The sequence below is a fragment of the Actinacidiphila sp. bgisy160 genome (genome assembly GCF_057707815.1).
The window spans coordinates 19227-41188 of the sequence record NZ_JBYIQW010000062.1 but is presented as its reverse complement, the minus strand read 5'-3'; the positions used below and the strand labels follow the sequence as shown (position 1 = coordinate 41188).

Below are 21962 nucleotides of genomic sequence, written 5' to 3'. Positions count from 1 at the left end.
CCCCGGCCCCCCCCCCCCCGCGGTCGTGGTCCCTCGCGGGCCCGGTGCGGGCCCGCGAGGGTCAGACGTTGAAACCGAGCGCGCGCAGCTGCTCGCGGCCCTCGTCGGTGATCTTGTCGGGGCCCCACGGCGGCATCCAGACCCAGTTGATCTTCAGGTCGTTGACGATGCCGTCGGTGGCCGACTTGGCCTGGTCCTCGATGACGTCGGTCAGCGGGCAGGCCGCCGACGTGAGCGTCATGTCGAGGGTGACGACGTTGCTGTCGTCGATGTGGATGCCGTAGATCAGCCCGAGGTTGACGACGTCGATGCCCAGCTCGGGGTCGACGACGTCGTAGAGGGCCTCACGGATCTCCTCCTCGCTCGCCGGCTTCGTCGTCGTCACTTCTGCGTTGTCGCTCATGCGGACTCCCTGACCGCGCCATCGCCCAGCGCCTGGGCGGTGGCGTCCTTCCACGCCATCCAGCTCAGCAGCGCGCACTTCACGCGCGCCGGGTACTTGGAGACGCCGGCGAACGCGACCGCGTCCTCCAGGACGTCCTCCATCGCGTCGTCGGGCTCCAGCTTGCCCTTGGACTGCATCAGCTCCAGGAAGACCTCCTGGACCTTCACGGCCTCGTCGACCTGGCGGCCGACGAGCAGTTCGTTGAGCACCGAGGCGCTGGCCTGGCTGATGGAACAGCCCTGGCCCTCGTAGCTGATGTCCCGGATGGACGTGCCGTCGAGCTTGACGCGCAGCGTGATCTCGTCACCACACGTCGGGTTGACGTGGTGCACCTCGACGTCACCGTCGCGCAGGCCGCGGCCGTGCGGGTTCTTGTAGTGGTCCAGGATGACTTCCTGGTACATCGAATCCAGCTTCACAGGCTTCGCCGTCCGTCCCTCAGCCGAAGAAGTTCCGTACGTGCTCCAGGCCCTCGACCAAGGCGTCGACCTCGGACGGCGTGGAGTACAGATAGAACGACGCTCGCGTGGTCGCGGGAATTCCGTACCGCAGGCAGACCGGCCGGGCGCAGTGGTGCCCGACCCGCACGGCGATGCCCTGCTCGTCGAGGACCTGACCCACGTCGTGCGGGTGGATGTCGCCGAGCGTGAAGGAGATCGCGGACCCGCGGCCCTCGGGGGTGTCCGGGCCGATGATCCTCAGCTCGGGCACCTCCTTCAGCCGGCGCAGCGCGTACTCGGTGATCGCGTGCTCGTGCGCGGCGATCCGGTCCATGCCGACGGCGTTCAGGTAGTCCACCGCGGCGCCGAGGCCGACGGCCTGGGCGATCGGGGGCGTGCCCGCCTCGAACTTGTGCGGCGCGGGCGCGTAGGTCGACTCGTGCATGGAGACGGTCTCGATCATCTCGCCGCCGCCCAGGAACGGCGGGAGGTCCTCCAGCAGCTCCTGGCGGCCCCACAGCACGCCGATGCCGGTCGGGCCCAGCATCTTGTGGCCGGTGAAGGCCACGAAGTCGGCCTGCAGTGCCTGCACGTCCAGCACCATGTGCGGCGCGGCCTGCGAGGCGTCGATGAGCACCAGGGCACCCACCTGCTGGGCGCGGCGGACGAGCGCCTCGACCGGGTTGATCGTGCCCAGGATGTTGGAGACCAGCGTGAAGGAGACGATCTTCGTCTTCTCGGTGATGACCTGCTCGATGTCGCTCAGGTCGAGCCGGCCGTCGTCGGTCAGGCCGAACCACTTCAGCTTCGCGCCGGTGCGCTGCGACAGCAGCTGCCACGGGACGATGTTGGAGTGGTGCTCCATCTCCGTGATGACGATCTCGGTGTCGCTGTCCACGCGGTAGGGCTCGTCGGCCCAGCCCAGCATGTTGGCGACCAGGTTCAGCGACTCCGAGGCGTTCTTGGTGAATATCACCTCGTCGCGGCTCGGCGCGTTGATGAAGGACGCGATCTTGTCGCGGGCACCCTCGTACAGCGCCGTGGCCTCCTCGGCGAGCGTGTGCACACCGCGGTGGACGTTGGCGTTGTAGCGCTCGTAGTACTCGCTGAGGGCGTCGATGACCTGGCGCGGCTTCTGCGAGGTCGCGGCGTTGTCCAGGTAGACGAGCCTCTTCCCGTCGTGGACCAGACGGTCCAGCACCGGGAAGTCCTTGCGGATCGCCTCGGTGTCCAGCAGGCCCGGCAACTGCGGTGTCACGCGGACGCGCCTCCCTTCACATAGGCCTCGTAGCCCTCGGCCTCCAGCTTGTCCGCCAGCTCCGGACCGCCGGACTCGGCGATGCGGCCCGCGGCGAAGACGTGGACGTGGTCGGGCTTGATGTAGCGCAGGATCCGCGTGTAGTGGGTGATCAGCAGGGTGCCGACCTCACCGCTCTCGCGCACCCGGTTGACGCCCTCGGAGACGATGCGCAGCGCGTCGACGTCCAGGCCGGAGTCGGTCTCGTCGAGGATCGCGATCTTGGGCTTGAGCAGCTCGAGCTGGAGGATCTCGTGGCGCTTCTTCTCACCGCCGGAGAAGCCCTCGTTGACGTTGCGCTCGGCGAAGGAGGGGTCCATGTGCAGGCGCTCCATGGCCTCCTTGACCTCCTTCACCCAGGTGCGCAGCTTGGGGGCCTCGCCTCGGATGGCGGTGGCCGAGGTGCGCAGGAAGTTGGAGACCGAGACGCCGGGGACCTCGACCGGGTACTGCATGGCCAGGAAGACGCCGGCCCGGGCCCGCTCGTCGACGGACATGGCCAGCACGTCCTCGCCGTCCAGGGTCACGGTCCCACTGGTGACGGTGTACTTCGGGTGGCCCGCCAGCGAGTAGGCAAGGGTCGACTTGCCGGAGCCGTTCGGACCCATGATGGCGTGGGTCTCGCCCTGCTTCACGGTCAGGTCGACGCCGCGGAGGATCTCCCGCGGACCGTTCTCGGCCTCGACGGAGACGTGCAGGTCGTGGATCTCAAGCGTTGCCATGGGTGTCTCAGGACTCCTGGGTGACGGAGACGAGCACATCGTCCCCTTGGATCTGAACGGGGTACACGGGGACGGGCCGCGTCGCGGGCAGCCCGGACGGCTTGCCGGTCCTCAGGTCGAAGGAGGAGCCGTGCAGCCAGCACTCGATCTGGCAGTCCTCCACCTCGCCCTCGGACAGCGAGACGTTCGCGTGCGAGCAGATGTCGTTGATCGCGAACACCTCGCCCCCGGTGAGCACGACCGACACCGGTACGCCGCCGAGCTCGACACGCTTGGGCGTGTCCTCCTCGAGCTCGCTCAGCGCACAGGCGCGGACGAAGCCTTCAGCAGTGGTCATACGACGGACGCCTCCAGCTCCGCGTCGATCTTCTCCAGCAGGCGTTCCTGCAGGTCGGCGACACCGATCTGCTGGATCAGCTCGGCGAAGAAGCCGCGCACGACCAGCCGGCGGGCCTCGTCGGCCGGGATGCCGCGGGCCATGAGGTAGAACAGCTGCTCGTCCTCGAAGCGGCCGGTCGCCGAGGCGTGGCCGGCGCCGACGATCTCGCCGGTCTCGATCTCCAGGTTCGGCACCGAGTCGACGCGGGCGCCGTCGGTGAGCACGAGGTTGCGGTTGAGCTCGTAGGTGTCGGTGCCCTCGGCCTCGGCGCGGATGAGCACGTCGCCGATCCACACCGCGTGCGCGTCCCGCCCCTGCAGCGCGCCCTTGTACGCCACGTTCGACCGGCAGTGCGGGGTGTCGTGGTCGATGAAGAGGCGGTGCTCCTGGTGCTGGCCCTCGTCGGTGAAGTACAGGCCGTACAGCTCGGCCTCACCGCCCGGGGCACCGTAGACGACCCGCGGGTGCAGCCGCACCACGTCGCCGCCGAAGGTGACGACGACGGACTTGAAGGTCGCGTCGCGGCCGACCAGGGCGGTGTGCTGGGCGGCGTGCACGGCGGTGTCGTCCCAGTCCTGGACGGAGACGACGGTCAGCTTGGCGCCGTCGCCGATCAGGTACTCGACGTTGGCGGCGAGGGTGGCGTCTCCGGTGTGGTCGATCACCACGACCGCCTCGGCGAACGCCCCGACCTCGATGACCTGGTGGCCGAAGGCCACCCCGCCCTGGCCGTGCACGGAGATCCGCACCGGCTCGGAGAGCACCGCGTCCTTGGGGACGGAGACGACGCCGGCCTTCTCGAAGGAGCTGTACGCCTGGGCGGCGACCCGGTCCACCGGCTTGCCCGCCTTGCCGACCCGGGCGTCGTCCCGGCCGACGGTCTCGACGGTGACGCCCTCGGGGGCGCTCACCTCGACCTTGACGCCGCCGGTGGCGACGGCGGTGCCGTCGTGCAGACCGCGCAGCCGCTCCAGCGGGGTGAAGCGCCACTCCTCCTCGCGGCCGTGCGGCACGGGGAAGTCGGCCACGTCGTAGGACGCGGGCGCGCTGACCCGGGCGTCCCGGGGCTGGCCGACCTGGATGGCGCCTTCGGTGGTGGCACCGGCGGCCGGGATGGTTTCAGCCATGGCTGTCTTACTGCCTCTTTCTGTGTTCGCTCGCCTCCGGGCGCTGCGACCCGCCGCCGACGTTCCTCGACACTTCGCTCCCTCGTTCCTCGGTCGCTCGGTCTCGCGTCACTTTCGGCGGCGGCGCGCCCTTCGGCTCGCTCACGAGCTTGTCGGGGTTGCCATGCCAGGGGGTGGCCCCGGGCGGAGGGGGCGGCGTCAGCCGACCGCGCCCTCCATCTGCAGCTCGATCAGCCGGTTGAGCTCCAGCGCGTACTCCATGGGCAGCTCTCGCGCGATCGGCTCCACGAAGCCGCGGACGATGGTGGCCATCGCCTCGGTCTCCTCCAGGCCGCGGCTCATCAGGTAGAAGAGCTGGTCCTCGCTGACCTTGGAGACGGTCGCCTCGTGGCCCATCGACACGTCGTCCTCGCGGACGTCGACGTACGGGTAGGTGTCCGAGCGCGAGATCGTGTCCACGAGCAGCGCGTCGCACAGCACGTTCGACTTGGAGCCGGCGGCGCCCTCACCGATCTCGATCAGACCGCGGTAGGAGGTGCGGCCACCGCCGCGGGCCACCGACTTGGAGACGATCGAGGAGGAGGTGTTCGGCGCCATGTGCACCATCTTGGCGCCGGCGTCCTGGTGCTGACCCTCGCCGGCGAAGGCGATCGACAGGGTCTCGCCCTTGGCGTGCTCGCCCATCAGGTACACGGCCGGGTACTTCATGGTCACCTTGGAGCCGATGTTGCCGTCGACCCACTCCATGGTCGCGCCCTCGTACGCCACGGCGCGCTTGGTGACCAGGTTGTACACGTTGTTCGACCAGTTCTGGATCGTCGTGTAGCGGCAGCGGCCGCCCTTCTTCACGATGATCTCGACTACGGCGCTGTGCAGCGAGTCCGACTTGTAGATCGGCGCGGTGCAGCCCTCGACGTAGTGGACGTAGGCGTCCTCGTCGACGATGATCAGCGTCCGCTCGAACTGGCCCATGTTCTCGGTGTTGATCCGGAAGTAGGCCTGCAGCGGGATCTCGACGTGCACGCCCTTCGGCACGTAGATGAAGGAGCCGCCGGACCACACCGCGGTGTTCAGCGAGGCGAACTTGTTGTCACCCGCCGGGATGACCGTGCCGAAGTACTCCTGGAACAGCTCGGGGTGCTCCTTGAGCGCCGTGTCGGTGTCCAGGAAGATGACGCCCTGCTCCTCCAGGTCCTCGCGGATCTGGTGGTAGACGACCTCCGACTCGTACTGCGCCGCCACGCCCGCGACCAGCCGCTGCTTCTCCGCCTCGGGGATGCCCAGCTTGTCGTAGGTGTTCTTGATGTCCTCGGGCAGGTCCTCCCAGGACTCCGCCTGCTTCTCCGTGGACCGCACGAAGTACTTGATGTTGTCGAAGTCGATGTCCGACAGGTCCGAGCCCCACGTGGGCATGGGCTTCTTCTCGAAGAGCTTCAGGCCCTTGAGACGCAGCTTGAGCATCCACTCGGGCTCGTTCTTCTTCGCGGAGATGTCGCGGACGACGTCCTCGTTCAGACCACGACGGGCGGCGGCACCGGCCACGTCCGAGTCGGCCCAGCCGTACTCGTAGTTGCCCAGACCCTCGAGTTCAGGGTGAGCCGTCTCCAGGGGGGCAGTCATGCGGGGTTCCTCCCGGCGTTGCTTGCGGTGTTGGTTGGTGCGTTCGATCCGGCCGGAGGCGCGGCCTTCGGCACGAAGGTGGTGCAGACACCGTCTCCGTGGGCGATGGTCGCCAGCCGTTGTACATGGGTGCCGAGCAGGCGGGAGAAGACCTCGGCCTCCGCCTCGCACAGCTGCGGGAACTGCTCGGCGATGTGGGCCACCGGGCAGTGGTGCTGGCAGAGCTGCTCGCCGGCGGAGGCGGGCGCGTTGCGCGTGGTGGCAGCGTACCCGTCCTGGCTGAGCGCCTTGGCCAGGGCCTGTGTGCGCTCCTCGGGGCCGGCCGCCTCGACGACCGCCCGGTAGCGTTCGGCCTGGGCGGCGACCCGGGCGCGGGCGAAGGCGGACACCGCGGCGTCCCCCTGCTGCCCACCGCCCGCGGACTCGGCGATCCAGCGCAGGGCGTCGGCGGCGAGCTGGTCGTAGGCCTGGTCGAAGGCATCGCGGCCGCAGTCGGTCAGCGCGAACACCTTGGCGGGGCGGCCGCGGCCGCGGTTCCCGTAAACCCGCTTCTCACGCGGTTCGACCATGCCCTCGGCGAGGAGCGCATCCAGATGGCGGCGTACCGCCGCCTGAGTGAGCCCGAGACGTTCCGCCAGGTCGGCGGCCGTCGACGGCCCATGGAGCAGGACGGACCTGGCGACCCGGTTGCGGGTGCTCCGCTCCCCGGTCGTCTGCTCCTCCTGAGCCTCGGACGCGTTTTTCACAAGGCCAGTGTTGCGTAATTCATCTCGGAGAGGCAAGCGGCGGCCCCTCGGGCGCATGTCTGCTGCGTCACTTAGGGGAACCTGACCTGGCCTGCGGAAACGATCTCCCCGGTGCCCGCGCCGCGCCCGCCGCCCACCAGGAGCGACCCTGCGGCGGCGAGGCCAGGCACCGCCCTCCCGGCAAAGCACCCCGCGCGGGTTCGTAGACTTCCCGTCATGCGAATGGACCCCGCGGTCGAGGTGACGGGACTGGTCAAGCGCTACGGCGCCAAGACCGCGGTGGACGGGCTCGACCTGAGCATCGCCCGGGGCACCGTGACCGCCGTGCTCGGACCCAACGGAGCCGGGAAGACCACCACCGTCGAGACCTGCGAGGGATACCGCCGTCCCGACGGCGGCCAGGTGCGGGTGCTGGGGCTCGACCCCGTACGGGAGGCCGCCGCGCTGCGGCCCCGGATCGGCGTCATGCTGCAGTCCGGCGGCGTGTACGCCGGCGCCCGCGCCGAGGAGATGCTGCGGCACACCGCCAAGCTGCACGCCGACCCCGTCGACCCCGCCCTGCTGATGGAACGACTCGGCCTGGAGTCCTGCGGCCGCACCCCGTACCGCCGGCTCTCCGGCGGCCAGCAGCAGCGCCTGGCGCTCGCGATGGCGGTCGTTGGCCGCCCGGAGCTGGTGTTCCTGGACGAGCCGACGGCCGGACTGGACCCCCAGGCCCGCCGCACCACCTGGGAACTGGTCCGCGAGCTGCGCACCGACGGGGTCACCGTCGTCCTGACCACGCACTTCATGGACGAGGCCGAGCAGCTCGCGGACGACGTCGCGATCATCGACAAGGGCCGCGTGATAGCGGGCGGCACCCCCGAGGAGCTGTGCCGCGGCGGCGCGGAGAACACCCTGCGCTTCTCCGGCCGCCCGGGTCTGGACCTGGCCTCCCTGCTCAAGGCGCTGCCCGCCGACTCCGCCGCGGTGGAGCTCACCCCGGGCAGCTACCGGATCGAGGGCAAGGTCGGTCCGCAGATGCTGGCCACCGTCACCTCCTGGTGCGCTCAGCACGGCGTGATGCCGGACCGCCTCGCGGTCGAGCGGCGCACCCTGGAGGACGTCTTTCTCGAGCTCACCGGCAAGGAGCTGCGTTCGTGACCGCCACCGGCACCTTCACCCCGGCCCCCGGCGCGGCCCCGCTGCCCCGGATGATCGGCGCGCAGACGGCACTGGAGACCCGGATGCTGCTGCGCAACGGCGAGCAGCTGCTGCTGACCGTCGTCATCCCCACGCTGCTGCTGGTCCTGTTCAGCGCCGTCGACATCGTCGACACCGGCGCCGGCGAGGCCGTCGACTTCCTCGCCCCCGGCATCCTCGCGCTGGCCGTGATGTCCACCGCCTTCACCGGCCAGGCCATCGCCACCGGCTTCGAGCGGCGCTACGGGGTGCTCAAGCGGCTCGGCGCGTCACCGCTGCCGCGCTGGGCGCTGATGACCGCCAAGACCGGCTCCGTGCTGGTCACCGAGATACTGCAGGTCGTACTGCTCACCGTGATCGCGTTCGCGCTGGGCTGGTCGCCGCACGGCGATCCGCTCTCGGTGCTCCTGCTGCTCGCCCTGGGCACGGCGGCCTTCTCCGGCCTCGGCCTGCTGATGGCGGGCACCCTGCGCGCCGAGGCCACGCTCGCCGCCGCGAACCTGGTCTTCCTGCTGCTACTCGTCGGCGGCGGGGTGATCGTGCCGCTGGACAGGTTCCCGGCGGCGGCCCGCTCCGTCCTGGAGCTGCTGCCGATCTCGGCCCTGTCGGACGGCCTACGCGACGTCCTCCAGCACGGAGCGGGCGTGCCGTGGGGCGACCTCGGCGTCCTCGCCGCGTGGGCCGTGCTGGGCCTCGGCGCGGCGGCGCGCTGGTTCAGGTGGGATTGACGCAGTCCACGAAGCGGGCGAAGCCGGTGCCCTGCCCCTCGTCGAGGGCGAGGAAGCCGCTCTCCGGAGCATGACTGGCCAGCAGGCACATGTCGTAGCGGACGGTCGTGGGCAGGTCGGCGGAGCCGTCGGTGCGGTACCGGTGGGCGCCGGTGAGCTGGCAGGAGTCGTAGCGCACCAGCGGCCCGCGCGGGCCCAGCGTGTAGCGGTGGGCCCGCAGCCCGGGGGCGAAGGACTTGAAGGCGTTGGCGGTGTCGTCGCAGTCGTTGAAGTGGACGGTGCCGGCGCCCCACTCGCAGTCGATGACGACCGTGTCGGCGTTGCGCAGTTCGAAGCGGATGTCCTCGGCGTGGAAGCGCTGCACCGAGCTGAAGTGCTGCTTGCGGGGGAAGCGGAAGAAGGCGCTCTCGTAGCCGTAGTCGGGGTGGGGGGCGGGGCGGCGCCCGGTGACGATGTAGCTCCCGGCGCGGCAGGTGACCGAGCCGCCGTAGGGGAACTCCAGGAAGTTGCCCCACTCGTAGGTGACGTTCATGTCGGTGAACCAGTAGTTGAGGAACTGGTCCTGCTGCTCCGGGTTCTCCGAGCGCTTCGACAGGCCCGAGTAGAGGAACGCCCTGCGGTAGGCGCCGCCCACCCGGCAGGCCTCCCAGCGCATCTCGGAGTTGGTGTTGGTGCCGTCGAGGGCGATGCCGTACTCCCACTCCCCCATCCACTCGCAGTCGGTGAAGCGGTAGTTCGCCGCTCCGCCGGTGGAGTAGGAGGAGAAGAAGGAGGCGCCCGGGGTGCCGGAGGTGAAGCGCAGGCCCTCGAAGGCGAGGTTCTGCCACATGTCGTCGTTGCGGCACAGGAAGGCGTCCGCGGGCTCCCGCGGCGCGAAGACGATCTCGCTGATCCGCAGACCCGCGCCGCGGAAACGCAGGCCGTTGGCGGCGTTGGCCGGGTCGTCGCCGTCCAGGAGCGCGCCGGGCTCGGTGATCAGGTACTTGCCGGGCGGGACGTCGATCACCGTACGGCCGGTGTGGTCGTCCAGACGCGACTCGGCGTACCGGTAGGCGTCCGCGAAGGCCTTGCTGTCGTCGGTGCTGCCGTCGCCCTTGGCGCCGAAGTCGGCGACGACGTCGACCACGCCTGGGTGCGTGGTGCTCCGCGGCTGCCGTACGGCCTCGGCGGCGGGCGTTCCGGCGGCGGAGTACGCGGCCGCGCCGATCCCCGTGAGCGCCGCGGCGGCTCCTCCGTAGAGCAGTTTCCGCCGGTCGACATCGGTCATGTCCCCATCCCCTCCCCTGGGCGTCCCCCTCGTGAAGGATTGCACAAGGAGGCGCCTACGATGGTGGTCGTGCCGAATCTCAGCCAAGCAGGCCAAGCCGTGCGAAACCCCCTGGCCTTCATCGCCCAGCGCTGGACCCCGTCCCCGGAGACGGTCCGGCGGGCCGCTCTGGCCGCGCTCGTGATGAGCGTCGTCATCGTGGTGACCGGCGGTGCCGTCCGGCTGACCGGTTCGGGCCTCGGCTGCCCGACCTGGCCCAAGTGCACCGACGAGAGCCTCACCGCGACCGGTGAGATGGGGCTGCACGGAGCCATCGAGTTCGCCAACCGCATGCTGACGTACGTGCTGTGCGCCGCCGTGGGCTGGGCGATCATCGCCGCGCGGGCCGCCAAGCCGTGGCGGCGCGGGCTGCCCCGGCTCGGCTGGGCCCAGTTCTGGGTCGTCATGGGCAACGCCGTGCTCGGCGGCTTCACCGTCCTGACCGGTCTCAACCCGTACACCGTCGCCGCGCACTTCCTGCTCTCCAGCGCGCTGATCGCCGTCGCGCTGCTGATGTGGCAGCGTGCCGACGAGGGCGACGCGGCACCGCGCCCCCTGGTCGGCAAGCCGGTCAGGCAGCTGGCGTGGGTGCTGATCGCCACCTCCGGGGCGCTGATCGCGGTCGGCACGCTCGTGACGGGGGCCGGGCCGCACGCCGGCGACAGCAGCGATGTGCCGCGCGTCCCGGTGAAGTGGGAGACGGTCTCGCAGCTCCACGCCGACCTGGCGTGGGTGGTGTGCGGGCTCACCATCGCGCTGTGGTTCGTGCTGCGCGCCGTCGACGCCCCCGCGGGGCCGCGGGGGCGGGTGCGGGACCTGCTGGTCGTGCTGCTGGCGCAGGGCGTCATCGGCTACGTCCAGTACTTCACGAAGCTGCCCGAGGTCCTGGTGGCCCTCCACATGCTCGGCTCGACGCTGGTGTGGATCGCGGTGCTGCGGGTGCTGCTCTCGATGCGCGAGCGTCCGGCGACCGAGCCCGGCGAGGCGCCGCTCCCGGTGTCCGCCGCGTCGGCCCCGGAGCCGGCACCGGCCGGGTAGGGGCCTGCCTGCCCCTAGCACCGGGGCTGGGGCAGCGGGCGGCTGTCCCGGTGCCTCGCCGCGGGACGAACCCGCACCCGCCCAGCGGCACTGGCACCGGCATACCGCAAACGCGCCCACCGGCGCCGCTCACGGGAGCCGGTACAACCGTCGCGCGTTGTCCGCCGCCACCATGGCCGCGACGCGCCGGGCGTCGGCCGCCGACCAGGCGCCGTCCGCGACCCAGCCGCCCAGTACGTCGCGCACCGCGCCGCGGAAGGCCTCGGCGCCAGTCACATAGAGTTCGGGCAGCCCGTAGGCGTCCGTCGAGAACAGCAGCTTCCCGAACGGCGCCAGCTCAAGGAACTCCGCGAGGATTGCGCCGGCCCGCGCCCCCACGTGGGTGAGGGCGAGGCCGACGTCCGCGTGCACATGGGGGAAGACGTTGGCCAGGTACGCCGCCTGACGGTGGTAGGGGTAGCAGTGCAGCAGCACCAGGTCGGTGCCGGTGCCCGCGGTCGCCCGGGCGAATTCCGTCAGCAGCGCCGGATCGGCGTGGTCGAGTCGCAGGTCCGGATCGCCGAAGCCGGTGTGCAGCTGCAGCGGCAGCCCGGTCGCGACGGCCGCCCACAGCAGGTGCCGCAGCAGAACGGGGTCGTCGAGCCGGGCGCGGCCGGCGCGGCGCGCGTCCAGCCAGGCCCCTGCGGCGTGCCGGACCTCGCCGGGCGCCGGAGGATCCGGGGCGAGGCCGAGGCCGTGGCGGTATGCCGCGATCGACTTGAAGCCGGCGGCGGTGCGCGCCGCGGCGTGGACGGCCTCGGCGATGCCCTCGACCAGTGCCCCGGCCGAGTCGCAGTTCGCGGCGACGTCCTCAGCGAGCCGCTCCAGCCGCACGATCTCCCGCTGCGCTCCCCCGCCCGCCGCGGCGAGCTCCGCGGGAGTCGTCAGGTCGCCGGGCAGACCGGTGTCGACGAGGTACGTGCCGATCCCGCTGCCCCGCAGCAGGCGGCGCGTGGTCTCGTACGCCCCGAGTTCGCGCCGCCGGGCGAGGTAGTTCACCGGCGGGCAGTGCGGCTCCAGACCGAGCAGCGGCGGGCACCAGCGGCGGACGGCGAAGCCGGTCTGGGTGTCGAAGAAGGTGGTCCGGGCGCCGCGGGCGCGTCGGACTCGGTGAGGTACCCCTCGAAGGCCGCGATGCCGGGCTCGCCGCGGACGACACCGTGGCAGTGGTGGTCGACCAGCGGCGGCGGCTCGATCACCACCGCCACCGGGTGGCCTCCGCGAGCTCGGCGGGACCGTACTCGGCCAGCGCCTCGGACTCGGCCCGCCGCACCGCGACCACCGCGCCGAACAGCGCCTCCCCCAGTGCCTCCTTCAGCGCCGCGCTGCGCACCAGGTGCGAGACGGCCTCGCTGAGCGAGGTCGGCAGCCGTTTCTGGTCACCGCGCTCGACCGGGTCCCCGCTGACCGGCGGGGGCAGGGTCCCCCCGCCGTCGCGCAGGCCGGCCAGGCCCGCCGCGATGACGGAGCCGACCAGCAGATAGGGGTTGGCGGCGGCGTCGAAGGGCTTCAGCTCGGCGTGGCCGCCGTCGGGGTCGTCGGATTCGCCCGGGACCAGGCGCAGCGCCGCCTCGCGGTTCTCCACGCCCCAGCAGCGGTGCACGCCGGCCCAGCGGGAGGGGACCAGGCGCAGGTAGCTGGCCGGGGACGGGGCGCCGATGCCGCAGAGGGCGGGCAGGGCGTCGAGCACGCCGGCCAGGAAGGCGTTCGCGGCGGGCGCCAGGCCGTACGGGGCGGTGGGGTCGCGGTGCAGGTTGTGCCCGTGCTCGCGCAGGCTCAGGTGCAGGTGGCAGCCGTTGCCCACCTGCCCGGCGACGACGGTCGGGGCGAAGGAGGCGCGCAGGCCGTGGGCGGCGCTGACCGCCCGTACGGTCTCGCGGACGAGGACGACCTCGTCGGCGGCGCGCACCGGGTCGGCGGGCGCGGTGGAGACCTCGAACTGGCCGGGCGCGTACTCGGGGTGCACCTGCAGGACCTCGATGCGCTGCTCGGCGAGCGCGTCGTGGAGTTCGAGCAGGTAGTCCGAGAGTTCGATCACCCCGGTCAGGCCGTAGGCCGGGCCGCGGGACGCCCAGTCGCCGCTGCCGTCGTCCTTGACCACGACCCATTCGGTCTCGAAGCCCATCCGCAGCTCCAGGCCGCGCTCGGCGGCCCGCTCCGTCATGCGGCGGGCGAACAGCCGCTGGCAGGCGGGGTGCGGGCGGCCGTCCTGGTCGTAGCGGTCGGCCGGGGCCCAGGCCCAGCCGGGCCGGGCGGCCAGGACGGTGAGCCGGTCCAGGTCGGGGAAGAGACGCAGGTCGCCGTCGGGGCCGCCGATGAGCGCGGAGGAGGTGATGGAGTCGTCGGAGGTGAAGACGTCGAAGACCGGCGACATACCCACGCCGCGGTGCGCCGCGTGCGGCAACCGGCCGGTCGGCACGGTCTTCGCTCTGCTGATGCCCGCGTTGTCGACCCAGCTGACGGCCACGGCGCGCACGCCCTCCGCGGACAGCCGCGCCGCTTCCCGGCGGGCCGTCAGCCGCCGCTCGTCGCGTTCCTCGGTCTCCACCGGCGCCTCCTCGTTCCCGCGCGTCAACCGGACCACTCCCATGGTCCATGGTCCCGGCGGACGGGCCCGGCGTCAGGTGTTGGCGGGGCCGCCGATCTGGATTCCGGCCATCCGCGACCACTCGTAGCGGCCGGTGCGCACCTTGGCGGCGAAGTCGCCGTCGAAGGACTCGTGCGCGGTGATCCCGGAGCGCTCCACGGCGCTGCGGGCGATGTCGTACGTGGGAGCCACCAGGTCGCCCCACTCGCCGTCCTCGCCGACGAGCACGATGCGGGTGCCGACCTCCCCGATGTAGGCGATCTGGCCCTCGGCGCCGCCGCCGTGGCTCTTGGCGAACGCGCTGATCTGCCTCGCCAGGCGGGCGGCGCGGCGCTCGGCTCGGGCCGCGGCCCTGCGGTCCGCGGCCTGGGTGACTGCTTCCTGGGTCTCTGCCATGGCAGGAATGCTACCCGCCGGTAATCAGCGCAGGAAGGGGTCCACGGCCACGGCGACGAACAGCAGCGTCGCGTAGGTGATGGACCAGTGGAACAGCCGCATCTCCTTGAGCTTGGCACCCACCACGCCGGCCTTGGCCCGCGCGTACAGGGCGTGTGCCTCGACCAGCCAGAAGGCGCCCAGCAGCACGGCGGCGGCCGCGTAGAACCAGCTCGCCGCGCCGAGCGGCCACCACAGGGTGAGCGAGACCAGCACCATCACCCAGCTGTAGATGACGATCTGCCGGCCCACCACGACGTTGCCCGCCACGACCGGCAGCATGGGCACGCCCACCCGCTCGTAGTCGTCCTTCACCTTCATCGACAGCGGCCAGTAGTGCGGCGGCGTCCAGAAGAAGAGGACGAGGAAGAGCACGAACGGCGCCCAGGCCAGCTCGTTCCGCACCGCCGACCAGCCGATGAGCACCTGCATGCAGCCGGCGATCCCGCCCCAGACGATGTTCTGGGCGGTGCGGCGCTTGAGGCCGAGGGTGTAGACGAATACGTAGTAGAGGATGGCCGCCAGGGACAGCGCCGCGGACAGGGGGTTGACCAGCACCCAGAACCAGGCGGTGGAAACCACCGAAAGCGTGACGCCGAAGACCAGGCACTCCCACGGCGCGACCATGCCGGTGACCAGCGGACGCTGCTCCGTACGGTGCATGAGCGCGTCGATGTCGCGGTCGATGTACATGTTGAGGGCGTTGGCGCCGCCCGCCGACATGTAGCCGCCGATCATCGTCGCCGCGACCAGCCACAGGTCGGGAACGCCGCCCGCCGCCAGGAACATCACCGGAACCGTCGTGATGAGCAGCAACTCGATGATGCGCGGCTTGGTCAGCGCCACGAACGCCATCACACGGGCACCGAACGGCCGGTGGCCGTGGCTCGACCCGATGGCTCCGGCGGGCCGGGATTCGACGGCCGTCACGAACACCCCTGAGGAAAAGTCCAGCAAGCGGCTCCGCTTGCGCGTACCACGCCACTTTAGACGTAGCGGATACTCCGGCCGCGCTCGGGGGTGCCACGTGTTGGCCTCCATAGCGCAAGAGCGCGGCAACCTGAAGGTGTTCCGTGTTCAACAGGCGAAGAAACGCTGACCAGGGCACGCTGGTCTCACCACCGGTGCCGGGGAGGGAATGCCGCTGCCCGGGGATCGGTTGCCGCAGCCGTCGAGCCCACACTCGAAAAGGTGCACGTACGTGCAGGGGTAGGCTCGGCAACGCCCGGTGTGCACTTCGTCACCGGCGTAATACATGTGGAGAGGAGCCCTCTCAGGTGAGCACCGAGCCGACCACCACCGAGCTGGAGTGGACCGAGCTGGACAAGCGTGCGGTTGACACCGCCCGGGTTCTGGCGATGGATGCCGTGCAGAAGGTCGGCAACGGCCATCCGGGTACGGCGATGAGCCTCGCCCCCGCGGCCTACCTGCTGTTCCAGAAGCTGATGCGGCACGACCCCTCGGACGCCGGGTGGACCGGTCGCGACCGCTTCGTCCTCTCGCCGGGACACACATCCCTGACGCTGTACACGCAGCTCTTCCTTTCGGGGTACGGCCTGGAGCTGGAGGACCTCAAGGCCTTCCGCACCTGGGGCTCGCGCACCCCCGGCCACCCCGAGCACGGTCACACGACGGGTGTGGAGACCACCACCGGCCCGCTGGGCCAGGGCATCGCCAACGCGGTGGGCATGGCGATGGCCGCCCGCTACGAGCGCGGCCTGTTCGACCCGGACGCGGCTCCCGGCGAGTCGGTCTTCGACCACACCATCTGGGCGATCGTCTCCGACGGCGACCTGGAGGAGGGCATCTCCGCCGAGGCGTCCTCCCTGGCCGGGCACCAGAAGCTGGGCAATCTGATCGCCCTGTACGACGACAACCACATCTCGATCGAGGGCGACACCGCGACCGCCTTCTCCGAGGACGTGCTGAAGCGCTACGAGGCCTACGGCTGGCACGTGCAGCGCATCGACCAGGACCCCTCGGGCGACTTCGACGTCCAGGCCCTGTACGCCGCCTTCGAGAAGGCGCGGGCCGTCACCGACCGCCCCTCGATCATCGCGGCCCGCACGATCATCGCCTGGCCCGCCCCGAACGCCCAGAACACCGAGGCCGCCCACGGCTCGGCGCTGGGTGACGCCGAGGTCGCGGCCACCAAGAAGGTGCTCGGCTTCGACCCCGAGCAGGACTTCGAGGTCGCCCCCGAGGTGCTGGCGCACGCGCGCAAGGTCGCCGACCGCGGCCGCGAGGCCCACGCGGAGTGGACCAAGCGGTTCGAGGAGTGGCGCTCCGCCAACCCGGAGCGGGCCCGGACCTTCGACCGCGTCCACGCGGGCGAGCTCCCGGCCGGCTGGGAGGACGCCGTCCCCGAGTTCCCCGCGGGCAAGGACGTCGCCACCCGCAAGGCCTCCGGTGAGGTCCTCAAGGCGCTGGGCAGCGTGATCCCCGAGCTGTGGGGCGGCTCCGCCGACCTGGCCGGCTCGAACAACACCACCATCGACGCCTCGTCCTCGTTCCTCCCGGCGGACAACCCGCTGCCAGAGGCGAGCCCGTACGGCCGCACCGTGCACTTCGGCATCCGCGAGCACGCCATGGGCTCGACGATGAACGGCATCGCGCTGCACGGCAACACCCGCGTCTACGGCGGCACCTTCCTGGTGTTCTCCGACTACATGCGCCCGGCGGTGCGCCTGGCCGCGCTGATGAAGCTGCCGGTCTCCTACGTGTGGACGCACGACTCCATCGGCCTGGGCGAGGACGGCCCGACCCACCAGCCGGTCGAGCACCTGTCCGCGCTGCGCGCCATCCCCGGCCTGAACGTGGTCCGGCCGGCCGACGCCAACGAGACGGCGATCGCCTGGGCCGAGATCATGCGCCGCCACACCGCCAAGCCCGCCCCGCACGGCGTGGCGCTGACCCGCCAGAACGTGCCGACCTACCCGGCCAACGAGAACGCGGCCAAGGGCGGGTACGTGCTGCTCGACGCCGAGGGCGGTCAGCCGCAGGTCATCTTGATCGCGACCGGTTCCGAGGTGCAGCTGGCCGTGGAGGCCCGCGAGCAGCTGCAGGCCGACGGCATCCCGGCGCGCGTGGTCTCCATGCCGTCCGTGGAGTGGTTCGAGGAGCAGGACCAGGCGTACCGCGAAGGCGTCCTGCCGCCGAACGTCCGGGCGAGGGTCGCCGTCGAGGCCGGCATCGGGCTGACCTGGCACCGCTTCGTCGGTGACGCGGGACGGATCGTGTCCCTGGAGCACTTCGGGGCAAGCGCCGACTACAAGGTCCTCTACCGCGAGTTCGGTCTGACCTCAGAGGCCGTGGCCGCCGCCGCACGCGACTCGATCGCCGCCGCCGCTCGCTGACGCACAGACGCATACGACGTACCGAGGAGATGCAGAACCCATGACAGACGCACTCAAGCGCCTCTCCGACGAGGGCGTGGCGATCTGGCTCGACGACCTGTCCCGCAAGCGGATCACCTCCGGCAACCTGGCCGAACTCATGGACCAGAGCCACGTGGTCGGCGTCACCACCAACCCTTCGATCTTCCAGAAGGCGATCGCCGGCGGTGACGGCTACGAGCAGCAGCTCGCCGACCTCGCCGCCCGGAAGGTGACGGTGGACGAGGCCCTGCGCATGATCACCACCGCCGACGTGCGCGACGCGGCCGACGTGCTGCGCCCGCTGTACGACGCCAGCGGTGGCCAGGACGGCCGGGTGTCCATCGAGGTCGACCCGCGCCTGGCCCACAACACCGCCGCCACCGTCGCCGAGGCCAAGCAGCTGGCCTGGCTGGTGGACCGGCCCAACACCCTGATCAAGATCCCGGCGACCAAGGCGGGCCTGCCGGCCATCACCGAGGTGATCGGCAGGGGCATCAGCGTCAACGTCACGCTGATCTTCTCGCTGGAGCGCTACCTCGAGGTCATGGACGCCTACCTGGCGGGCCTGGAGAAGGCCCGGGCCGCGGGCCTGGACCTCTCCCTGATCCGCTCGGTGGCCTCCTTCTTCGTGTCCCGCGTGGACACCGAGATCGACAAGCGCCTGGAGAAGCTGGGCACCGACGAGGCCAGGGCCCTCAAGGGCAAGGCCGCCGTCGCCAACGCCCGGCTGGCCTACCAGGCGTACGAGGAGGTCTTCTCCTCCGACCGCTGGCAGGCGCTGGAGCACGAGGGCGCGCACAAGCAGCGTCCGCTGTGGGCCTCCACCGGTGTGAAGGACCCGGCCTACCCGGACACGCTGTACGTGACCGAGCTGGTCGCCCCGGGCATCGTCAACACCATGCCCGAGGCCACGCTGGACGCGGTGGCCGACCACGGCGAGATCACCGGTGACACCATCCGCGGCACGTACGAGCAGTCCCAGGGCGAGCTGGACGCGATCGGCGCGCTCGGCATCTCGTACGACGACGTCGTCCAGCTGCTGGAGGACGAGGGCGTCGAGAAGTTCGCGGCGTCCTGGAACGAGCTGCTCGGCTCGACCGAGGCCGAGCTCAAGCGCCTGGCGCCGAAGGAGGCGTAAGCACGTTGAGCAGCGCCAACCCGCTGCGTGACGCATCGGACCGACGGCTCCCGCGCATCGCGGGGCCGTCGGGCCTGGTGATTTTCGGCGTCACGGGTGATTTGTCACGTAAAAAGCTGATGCCTGCCGTGTACGACCTCGCCAATCGCGGACTGCTGCCGCCGGGCTTCTCGCTCGTCGGCTTCGCGCGCCGCGACTGGGCGGACGAGGACTTCGCGCAGGTCGTCCACGACGCCGTCAAGGAGCACGCGCGCACCCCCTTCCGTGAGGAGGTCTGGCAGCAGCTCTCCGAGGGGATGAGGTTCGTCCCCGGCGACTTCGGCGACGACCAGGCCTTCGAGAAGCTGCGCGCGACCGTCGACGAACTGGACAAGGCCCGCGGTACGGGCGGCAACTTCGCCTTCTACCTCTCGGTGCCGCCCAAGTTCTTCCCGAGCGTGGTCCAGCAGCTGAAGAAGCACGGGCTGTCCGATCCTCCGGAGGGCTCCTGGCGGCGGGCCGTCATCGAGAAGCCCTTCGGCCACGACCTGGCCAGCGCCCAGGAGCTCAACCAGGTCGTCCACCAGGTCTTCCGCTCCCAGGACGTCTTCCGGATCGACCACTACCTGGGCAAGGAGACGGTCCAGAACATCCTGGCGCTGCGCTTCGCGAACACGATGTTCGAGCCGCTGTGGAACCGCTCCTACGTGGACCACGTGCAGATCACGATGGCCGAGGACATCGGCATCGGCGGCCGCGCGGGCTACTACGACGGGATCGGCGCGGCACGCGACGTCATCCAGAACCACCTGCTGCAGCTGCTCGCGCTGACCGCGATGGAGGAGCCCGCCTCCTTCGACGCCAAGTCGCTGGTGCAGGAGAAGCTGAAGGTGCTGCAGGCGGTCAAGCTGCCGGCGGACCTCGGCAGGCACACCGTGCGCGGCCAGTACGCGCACGGCTGGCAGGGCGGGGAGGAGGTGCTCGGCTACCTGGAGGAGGACGGCATCGACGCCAAGTCCAAGACCGACACCTACGCCGCGATAAAGCTGGGCATCGACAACCGCCGCTGGGCCGGCGTCCCCTTCTACCTGCGCACCGGCAAGCGCCTGGGCCGCCGCGTCACCGAGATCGCGGTCGTCTTCCAGCGCGCCCCGCACTCCCCGTTCGACAACACGGCCACCGAGGAGCTGGGGCAGAACGCCCTGGTCATCCGCGTCCAGCCGGACGAGGGTGTGACGATCAGGTTCGGTTCCAAGGTGCCGGGCACCTCGATGGAGATCCGGGACGTGACGATGGACTTCGCCTACGGCGAGTCCTTCACCGAGTCCAGCCCGGAGGCCTACGAGCGGCTGATCCTCGACGTGCTGCTCGGCGACGCCAACCTCTTCCCCCGGCACCAGGAGGTGGAGGAGTCCTGGCGGATCCTGGACCCGATCGAGGAGTACTGGGACCGGCACGGCAAGCCGGAGCAGTACACGGCGGGCACCTGGGGTCCGAAGGCGGCGGACGAGATGCTCGCACGAGACGGCAGGAGCTGGCGCCGGCCATGAACATCGACCTGACCGAGACCACCTCAAGCAAGATCAACTCCGCGCTGATCAAGGCACGCCGCGCGATCGGCAGCCCGGCCGTCGGCATGGTGCTGACCCTGGTCATCGTCACCGACGAGGGCAACCACTACGACGCCCTCAAGGCCGCCTCCGACGCCTCGCGCGAGCACCCCTCGCGCATCCTGGTCGTCATCAAGCGGCCCGGCCGCTCCCCCCGCGACCGCCGCGGCGCCCGCCTCGACGCCGAGGTCCGCGTCGGCGGCGAGTCCGGCACCGGCGAGACGGTGCTGCTCCGCCTGCACGGCGAACTCGCCGACCACGCCGAGAGCGTGGTCCTGCCGCTGCTGCTGCCCGACGCCCCCGTGGTGGTGTGGTGGCCCGAGGACGCCCCGGCGAACCCCGCCGAGGACCTGCTGGGCCGGCTCGCGGCGCGCCGGATCACCGACGCGGGGGCAACCGAGGACCCGGTCGCCGCCCTGGGCTTGCGGGCCGAGACGTACACCCCCGGCGACACCGATCTCGCCTGGACCCGGATCACCCCGTGGCGCAGCGTCCTGGCCGCGGCCCTGGACCAGAAGCAGGCCGCGGTCAAGGGCGCCGTCGTCGAGGGCGAGGCGTACAACCCGAGCACGGAGCTGCTCGGGCTGTGGCTCGCCCGGCGGCTCGGTGTGCCCGTCAAGCGGAAGATCTCCGACGGCCCCGGCATCACCGCCGTACGGCTGGCGACCGCGGACGGCGAGATCTGCCTGGACCGGCCGACCGGCTCGCTGGCCGAGCTGGCCATCCCCGGCCAGCCGGACCGGCACGTGGCGCTGCAGCGGCGGGCGACCTCGGACTTGATCGCCGAGGAGCTGCGCCGACTCGACCCCGACGAGGCGTACGCCGCCGCGGTCAAGTTCGGCGTGGACCAGCTGCTGCGGGCCGAGGACGCGACCGCCGAGCCGGCCGCCGCGGCAGCGGCGGGCCCGGGCCGGAACGGCGGCTCGGGCAAGAAGGCGGCCGCCCAGTGACCGCACCCCAGGTGGTCGTCCACCGGGACAAGGAACTGATGGCGCAGGCCGCGGCGGCCCGGCTGATCACGAAGATCGTGGACGCCCAGGCCGCCCGCGGCTCCGCCTCGGTGGTGCTGACCGGCGGCCGCAACGGCAACGCCCTGCTCGCCGCCCTGGCCGCCTCGCCGGCCCGGGACGCGGTGGACTGGGCGCGGCTGGATCTGTGGTGGGGCGACGAGCGGTTCCTGCCCTCGGGCGATCCGGACCGCAACGACACCCAGGCCCGTGAGGCATTGCTCGACGCGGTCCCGGTCGAGCCCGCGCGGGTGCACGTCATGCCGTCCTCGGACGGGCCGCTCGGCAACGACGCGGACGCCGCCGCCGAGGCGTACGCGCAGGAGCTGGCGGCGGCGGCCGGGCCCGAGGACCACGGGCCGGTGCCCTCCTTCGACGTGCTGATGCTCGGCGTGGGGCCGGACACGCACGTGGCCTCGCTCTTCCCCGGGCACCCGGGGGTCCGCGAGACCGAGCGCACGGTGGTGGGCGTGCACGGCTCCCCCAAGCCGCCGCCGACCCGGATCTCGCTCACCCTGCCCGCCATCCGTGCCGCCCGCGAGGTGTGGCTGCTGGCGGCGGGCGAGGACAAGGCGGGCGCCGTGGCCATCGCGCTGTCCGGGCCCGGCGAGATCCAGGCTCCGGCGGCGGGTGCCCACGGGCGGGCCCGCACGTTGTGGCTGCTGGACCGTACGGCCGCGGCGAAGCTGCCCCCGCAGCTGTACCCGCCGTCCTCGCCGTGAGGCGATAACCGGCGCGGGAGGCGACGCAAGACGCCGGG

Annotated in this window: 20 protein-coding genes and 1 pseudogene; 8 read left to right on the top strand and 13 right to left on the bottom strand. The window is 71.3% G+C overall.

Going from position 1 to position 21962, the window contains the following annotated elements:
• Positions 1 to 61: 61 nt before the first annotated feature.
• The 8 genes from AC3EUJ_RS32060 to AC3EUJ_RS32025 form a co-directional block, all read right to left on the bottom strand.
• Positions 62 to 403, bottom strand: coding sequence for a metal-sulfur cluster assembly factor (locus tag AC3EUJ_RS32060; protein WP_431967597.1), 342 nt, complete (start codon positions 401 to 403; stop codon positions 62 to 64).
• A complete protein-coding gene (gene sufU, locus AC3EUJ_RS32055; RefSeq protein WP_326576995.1) occupies positions 400 to 864 on the bottom strand; it encodes a Fe-S cluster assembly sulfur transfer protein SufU in 465 nt (154 codons plus the stop codon). The genes AC3EUJ_RS32060 and sufU overlap by 4 nt, the downstream gene beginning before the upstream one ends.
• A gap of 19 nt (positions 865 to 883) precedes the next feature.
• Entirely contained in the window at positions 884 to 2143 is a 1260-nt protein-coding gene (locus AC3EUJ_RS32050) for a cysteine desulfurase (RefSeq protein ID WP_431967594.1), read from the bottom strand.
• Positions 2140 to 2904 (bottom strand): Fe-S cluster assembly ATPase SufC, encoded by a 765-nt coding sequence (sufC, locus tag AC3EUJ_RS32045; RefSeq protein WP_431967592.1) that lies wholly within the window; start codon positions 2902 to 2904, stop codon positions 2140 to 2142. The genes AC3EUJ_RS32050 and sufC overlap by 4 nt, the downstream gene beginning before the upstream one ends.
• A gap of 7 nt (positions 2905 to 2911) precedes the next feature.
• The gene (locus tag AC3EUJ_RS32040; RefSeq protein WP_431967590.1) at positions 2912 to 3241 is read right to left on the bottom strand and encodes a non-heme iron oxygenase ferredoxin subunit; all 330 of its coding nucleotides are present in this window, start codon (positions 3239 to 3241) and stop codon (positions 2912 to 2914) included.
• On the bottom strand, positions 3238 to 4410 hold the full coding sequence (gene sufD / locus AC3EUJ_RS32035) for a Fe-S cluster assembly protein SufD (protein ID WP_431967588.1): 1173 nt from the start codon (positions 4408 to 4410) through the stop codon (positions 3238 to 3240). The genes AC3EUJ_RS32040 and sufD overlap by 4 nt, the downstream gene beginning before the upstream one ends.
• A 198-nt stretch (positions 4411 to 4608) precedes the next feature.
• Positions 4609 to 6030: a Fe-S cluster assembly protein SufB gene (gene sufB, locus AC3EUJ_RS32030; protein WP_431967586.1), complete on the bottom strand. Its 1422-nt coding sequence runs from the start codon at positions 6028 to 6030 to the stop codon at positions 4609 to 4611.
• Positions 6027 to 6776 carry a helix-turn-helix transcriptional regulator gene (locus AC3EUJ_RS32025; RefSeq protein ID WP_431967584.1) on the bottom strand — a complete coding sequence of 250 codons (750 nt, stop codon included), beginning with the start codon at positions 6774 to 6776 and terminating at the stop codon, positions 6027 to 6029. Before AC3EUJ_RS32025 ends, sufB begins: the two co-directional genes overlap by 4 nt.
• A gap of 216 nt (positions 6777 to 6992) precedes the next feature.
• On the opposite strand from AC3EUJ_RS32025, the gene AC3EUJ_RS32020 reads away from it, so the two are divergent.
• Positions 6993 to 7919 (top strand): ABC transporter ATP-binding protein, encoded by a 927-nt coding sequence (locus AC3EUJ_RS32020; RefSeq protein ID WP_431967582.1) that lies wholly within the window; start codon positions 6993 to 6995, stop codon positions 7917 to 7919.
• 50 nt (positions 7920 to 7969) lie between these two features.
• Entirely contained in the window at positions 7970 to 8686 is a 717-nt protein-coding gene (locus AC3EUJ_RS32015; protein ID WP_431967601.1) for an ABC transporter permease, read from the top strand.
• Here the strand turns inward: AC3EUJ_RS32015 and AC3EUJ_RS32010 are convergent.
• Positions 8673 to 9953: a glycosyl hydrolase family 28-related protein gene (locus tag AC3EUJ_RS32010; RefSeq protein WP_431967580.1), complete on the bottom strand. Its 1281-nt coding sequence runs from the start codon at positions 9951 to 9953 to the stop codon at positions 8673 to 8675. The genes AC3EUJ_RS32015 and AC3EUJ_RS32010 overlap by 14 nt on opposite strands.
• Positions 9954 to 10013: 60 nt before the next feature.
• On the opposite strand from AC3EUJ_RS32010, the gene AC3EUJ_RS32005 reads away from it, so the two are divergent.
• The gene (locus AC3EUJ_RS32005) at positions 10014 to 11030 is read left to right on the top strand and encodes a COX15/CtaA family protein (protein ID WP_431967578.1); all 1017 of its coding nucleotides are present in this window, start codon (positions 10014 to 10016) and stop codon (positions 11028 to 11030) included.
• A gap of 129 nt (positions 11031 to 11159) precedes the next feature.
• Here AC3EUJ_RS32005 and AC3EUJ_RS32000 read toward each other — a convergent pair.
• From AC3EUJ_RS32000 to AC3EUJ_RS31985, 4 genes and pseudogenes are all read right to left on the bottom strand, one after another.
• Positions 11160 to 12268 (bottom strand): annotated as a pseudogene (locus AC3EUJ_RS32000) (amidohydrolase family protein).
• Positions 12265 to 13617, bottom strand: coding sequence for a glutamine synthetase family protein (locus tag AC3EUJ_RS31995; RefSeq protein ID WP_431967576.1), 1353 nt, complete (start codon positions 13615 to 13617; stop codon positions 12265 to 12267). The pseudogene AC3EUJ_RS32000 and the gene AC3EUJ_RS31995 overlap by 4 nt, the downstream one beginning before the upstream one ends.
• Before the next feature lie 72 nt (positions 13618 to 13689).
• Positions 13690 to 14052 carry a hypothetical protein gene (locus AC3EUJ_RS31990; protein WP_431967574.1) on the bottom strand — a complete coding sequence of 121 codons (363 nt, stop codon included), beginning with the start codon at positions 14050 to 14052 and terminating at the stop codon, positions 13690 to 13692.
• A gap of 24 nt (positions 14053 to 14076) precedes the next feature.
• Positions 14077 to 15027 (bottom strand): heme o synthase, encoded by a 951-nt coding sequence (locus tag AC3EUJ_RS31985; protein WP_431967599.1) that lies wholly within the window; start codon positions 15025 to 15027, stop codon positions 14077 to 14079.
• Between the two features lie 341 nt (positions 15028 to 15368).
• Between AC3EUJ_RS31985 and tkt the strand changes: the two genes are divergently transcribed.
• The 5 genes from tkt to pgl are packed head-to-tail and all read left to right on the top strand — an operon-like array spanning position 15369 to position 21924.
• Positions 15369 to 17447 carry a transketolase gene (gene tkt, locus AC3EUJ_RS31980; RefSeq protein ID WP_431967572.1) on the top strand — a complete coding sequence of 693 codons (2079 nt, stop codon included), beginning with the start codon at positions 15369 to 15371 and terminating at the stop codon, positions 17445 to 17447.
• Between the two features lie 40 nt (positions 17448 to 17487).
• On the top strand, positions 17488 to 18606 hold the full coding sequence (gene tal, locus AC3EUJ_RS31975; RefSeq protein ID WP_431967570.1) for a transaldolase: 1119 nt from the start codon (positions 17488 to 17490) through the stop codon (positions 18604 to 18606).
• A 5-nt stretch (positions 18607 to 18611) separates the two neighbouring features.
• Complete coding sequence (zwf, locus tag AC3EUJ_RS31970; protein ID WP_431967568.1) at positions 18612 to 20135, top strand: glucose-6-phosphate dehydrogenase; 1524 nt, start codon at positions 18612 to 18614, stop codon at positions 20133 to 20135.
• On the top strand, positions 20132 to 21145 hold the full coding sequence (gene opcA / locus AC3EUJ_RS31965; protein ID WP_431967566.1) for a glucose-6-phosphate dehydrogenase assembly protein OpcA: 1014 nt from the start codon (positions 20132 to 20134) through the stop codon (positions 21143 to 21145). The genes zwf and opcA overlap by 4 nt, the downstream gene beginning before the upstream one ends.
• Entirely contained in the window at positions 21142 to 21924 is a 783-nt protein-coding gene (pgl, locus tag AC3EUJ_RS31960; protein WP_431967564.1) for a 6-phosphogluconolactonase, read from the top strand. The genes opcA and pgl overlap by 4 nt, the downstream gene beginning before the upstream one ends.
• Positions 21925 to 21962: the final 38 nt, after the last annotated feature.

Coding starts and splice junctions, on each gene's coding strand:
- sufB (WP_431967586.1), bottom strand. CDS start 6,030: ATGACTGCCCCCCTGGAGACGGCTCACCCTGAACTCGAGGGTCTGGGC.
- sufD (WP_431967588.1), bottom strand. CDS start 4,410: ATGGCTGAAACCATCCCGGCCGCCGGTGCCACCACCGAAGGCGCCATC.
- opcA (WP_431967566.1), top strand. CDS start 20,132: ATGAACATCGACCTGACCGAGACCACCTCAAGCAAGATCAACTCCGCG.
- AC3EUJ_RS31990 (WP_431967574.1), bottom strand. CDS start 14,052: ATGGCAGAGACCCAGGAAGCAGTCACCCAGGCCGCGGACCGCAGGGCC.
- sufC (WP_431967592.1), bottom strand. CDS start 2,904: ATGGCAACGCTTGAGATCCACGACCTGCACGTCTCCGTCGAGGCCGAG.
- AC3EUJ_RS32060 (WP_431967597.1), bottom strand. CDS start 403: ATGAGCGACAACGCAGAAGTGACGACGACGAAGCCGGCGAGCGAGGAG.
- AC3EUJ_RS32010 (WP_431967580.1), bottom strand. CDS start 9,953: ATGACCGATGTCGACCGGCGGAAACTGCTCTACGGAGGAGCCGCCGCG.
- AC3EUJ_RS32020 (WP_431967582.1), top strand. CDS start 6,993: ATGCGAATGGACCCCGCGGTCGAGGTGACGGGACTGGTCAAGCGCTAC.
- AC3EUJ_RS32005 (WP_431967578.1), top strand. CDS start 10,014: ATGGTGGTCGTGCCGAATCTCAGCCAAGCAGGCCAAGCCGTGCGAAAC.
- tal (WP_431967570.1), top strand. CDS start 17,488: ATGACAGACGCACTCAAGCGCCTCTCCGACGAGGGCGTGGCGATCTGG.
- AC3EUJ_RS32015 (WP_431967601.1), top strand. CDS start 7,970: ATGATCGGCGCGCAGACGGCACTGGAGACCCGGATGCTGCTGCGCAAC.
- AC3EUJ_RS32040 (WP_431967590.1), bottom strand. CDS start 3,241: ATGACCACTGCTGAAGGCTTCGTCCGCGCCTGTGCGCTGAGCGAGCTC.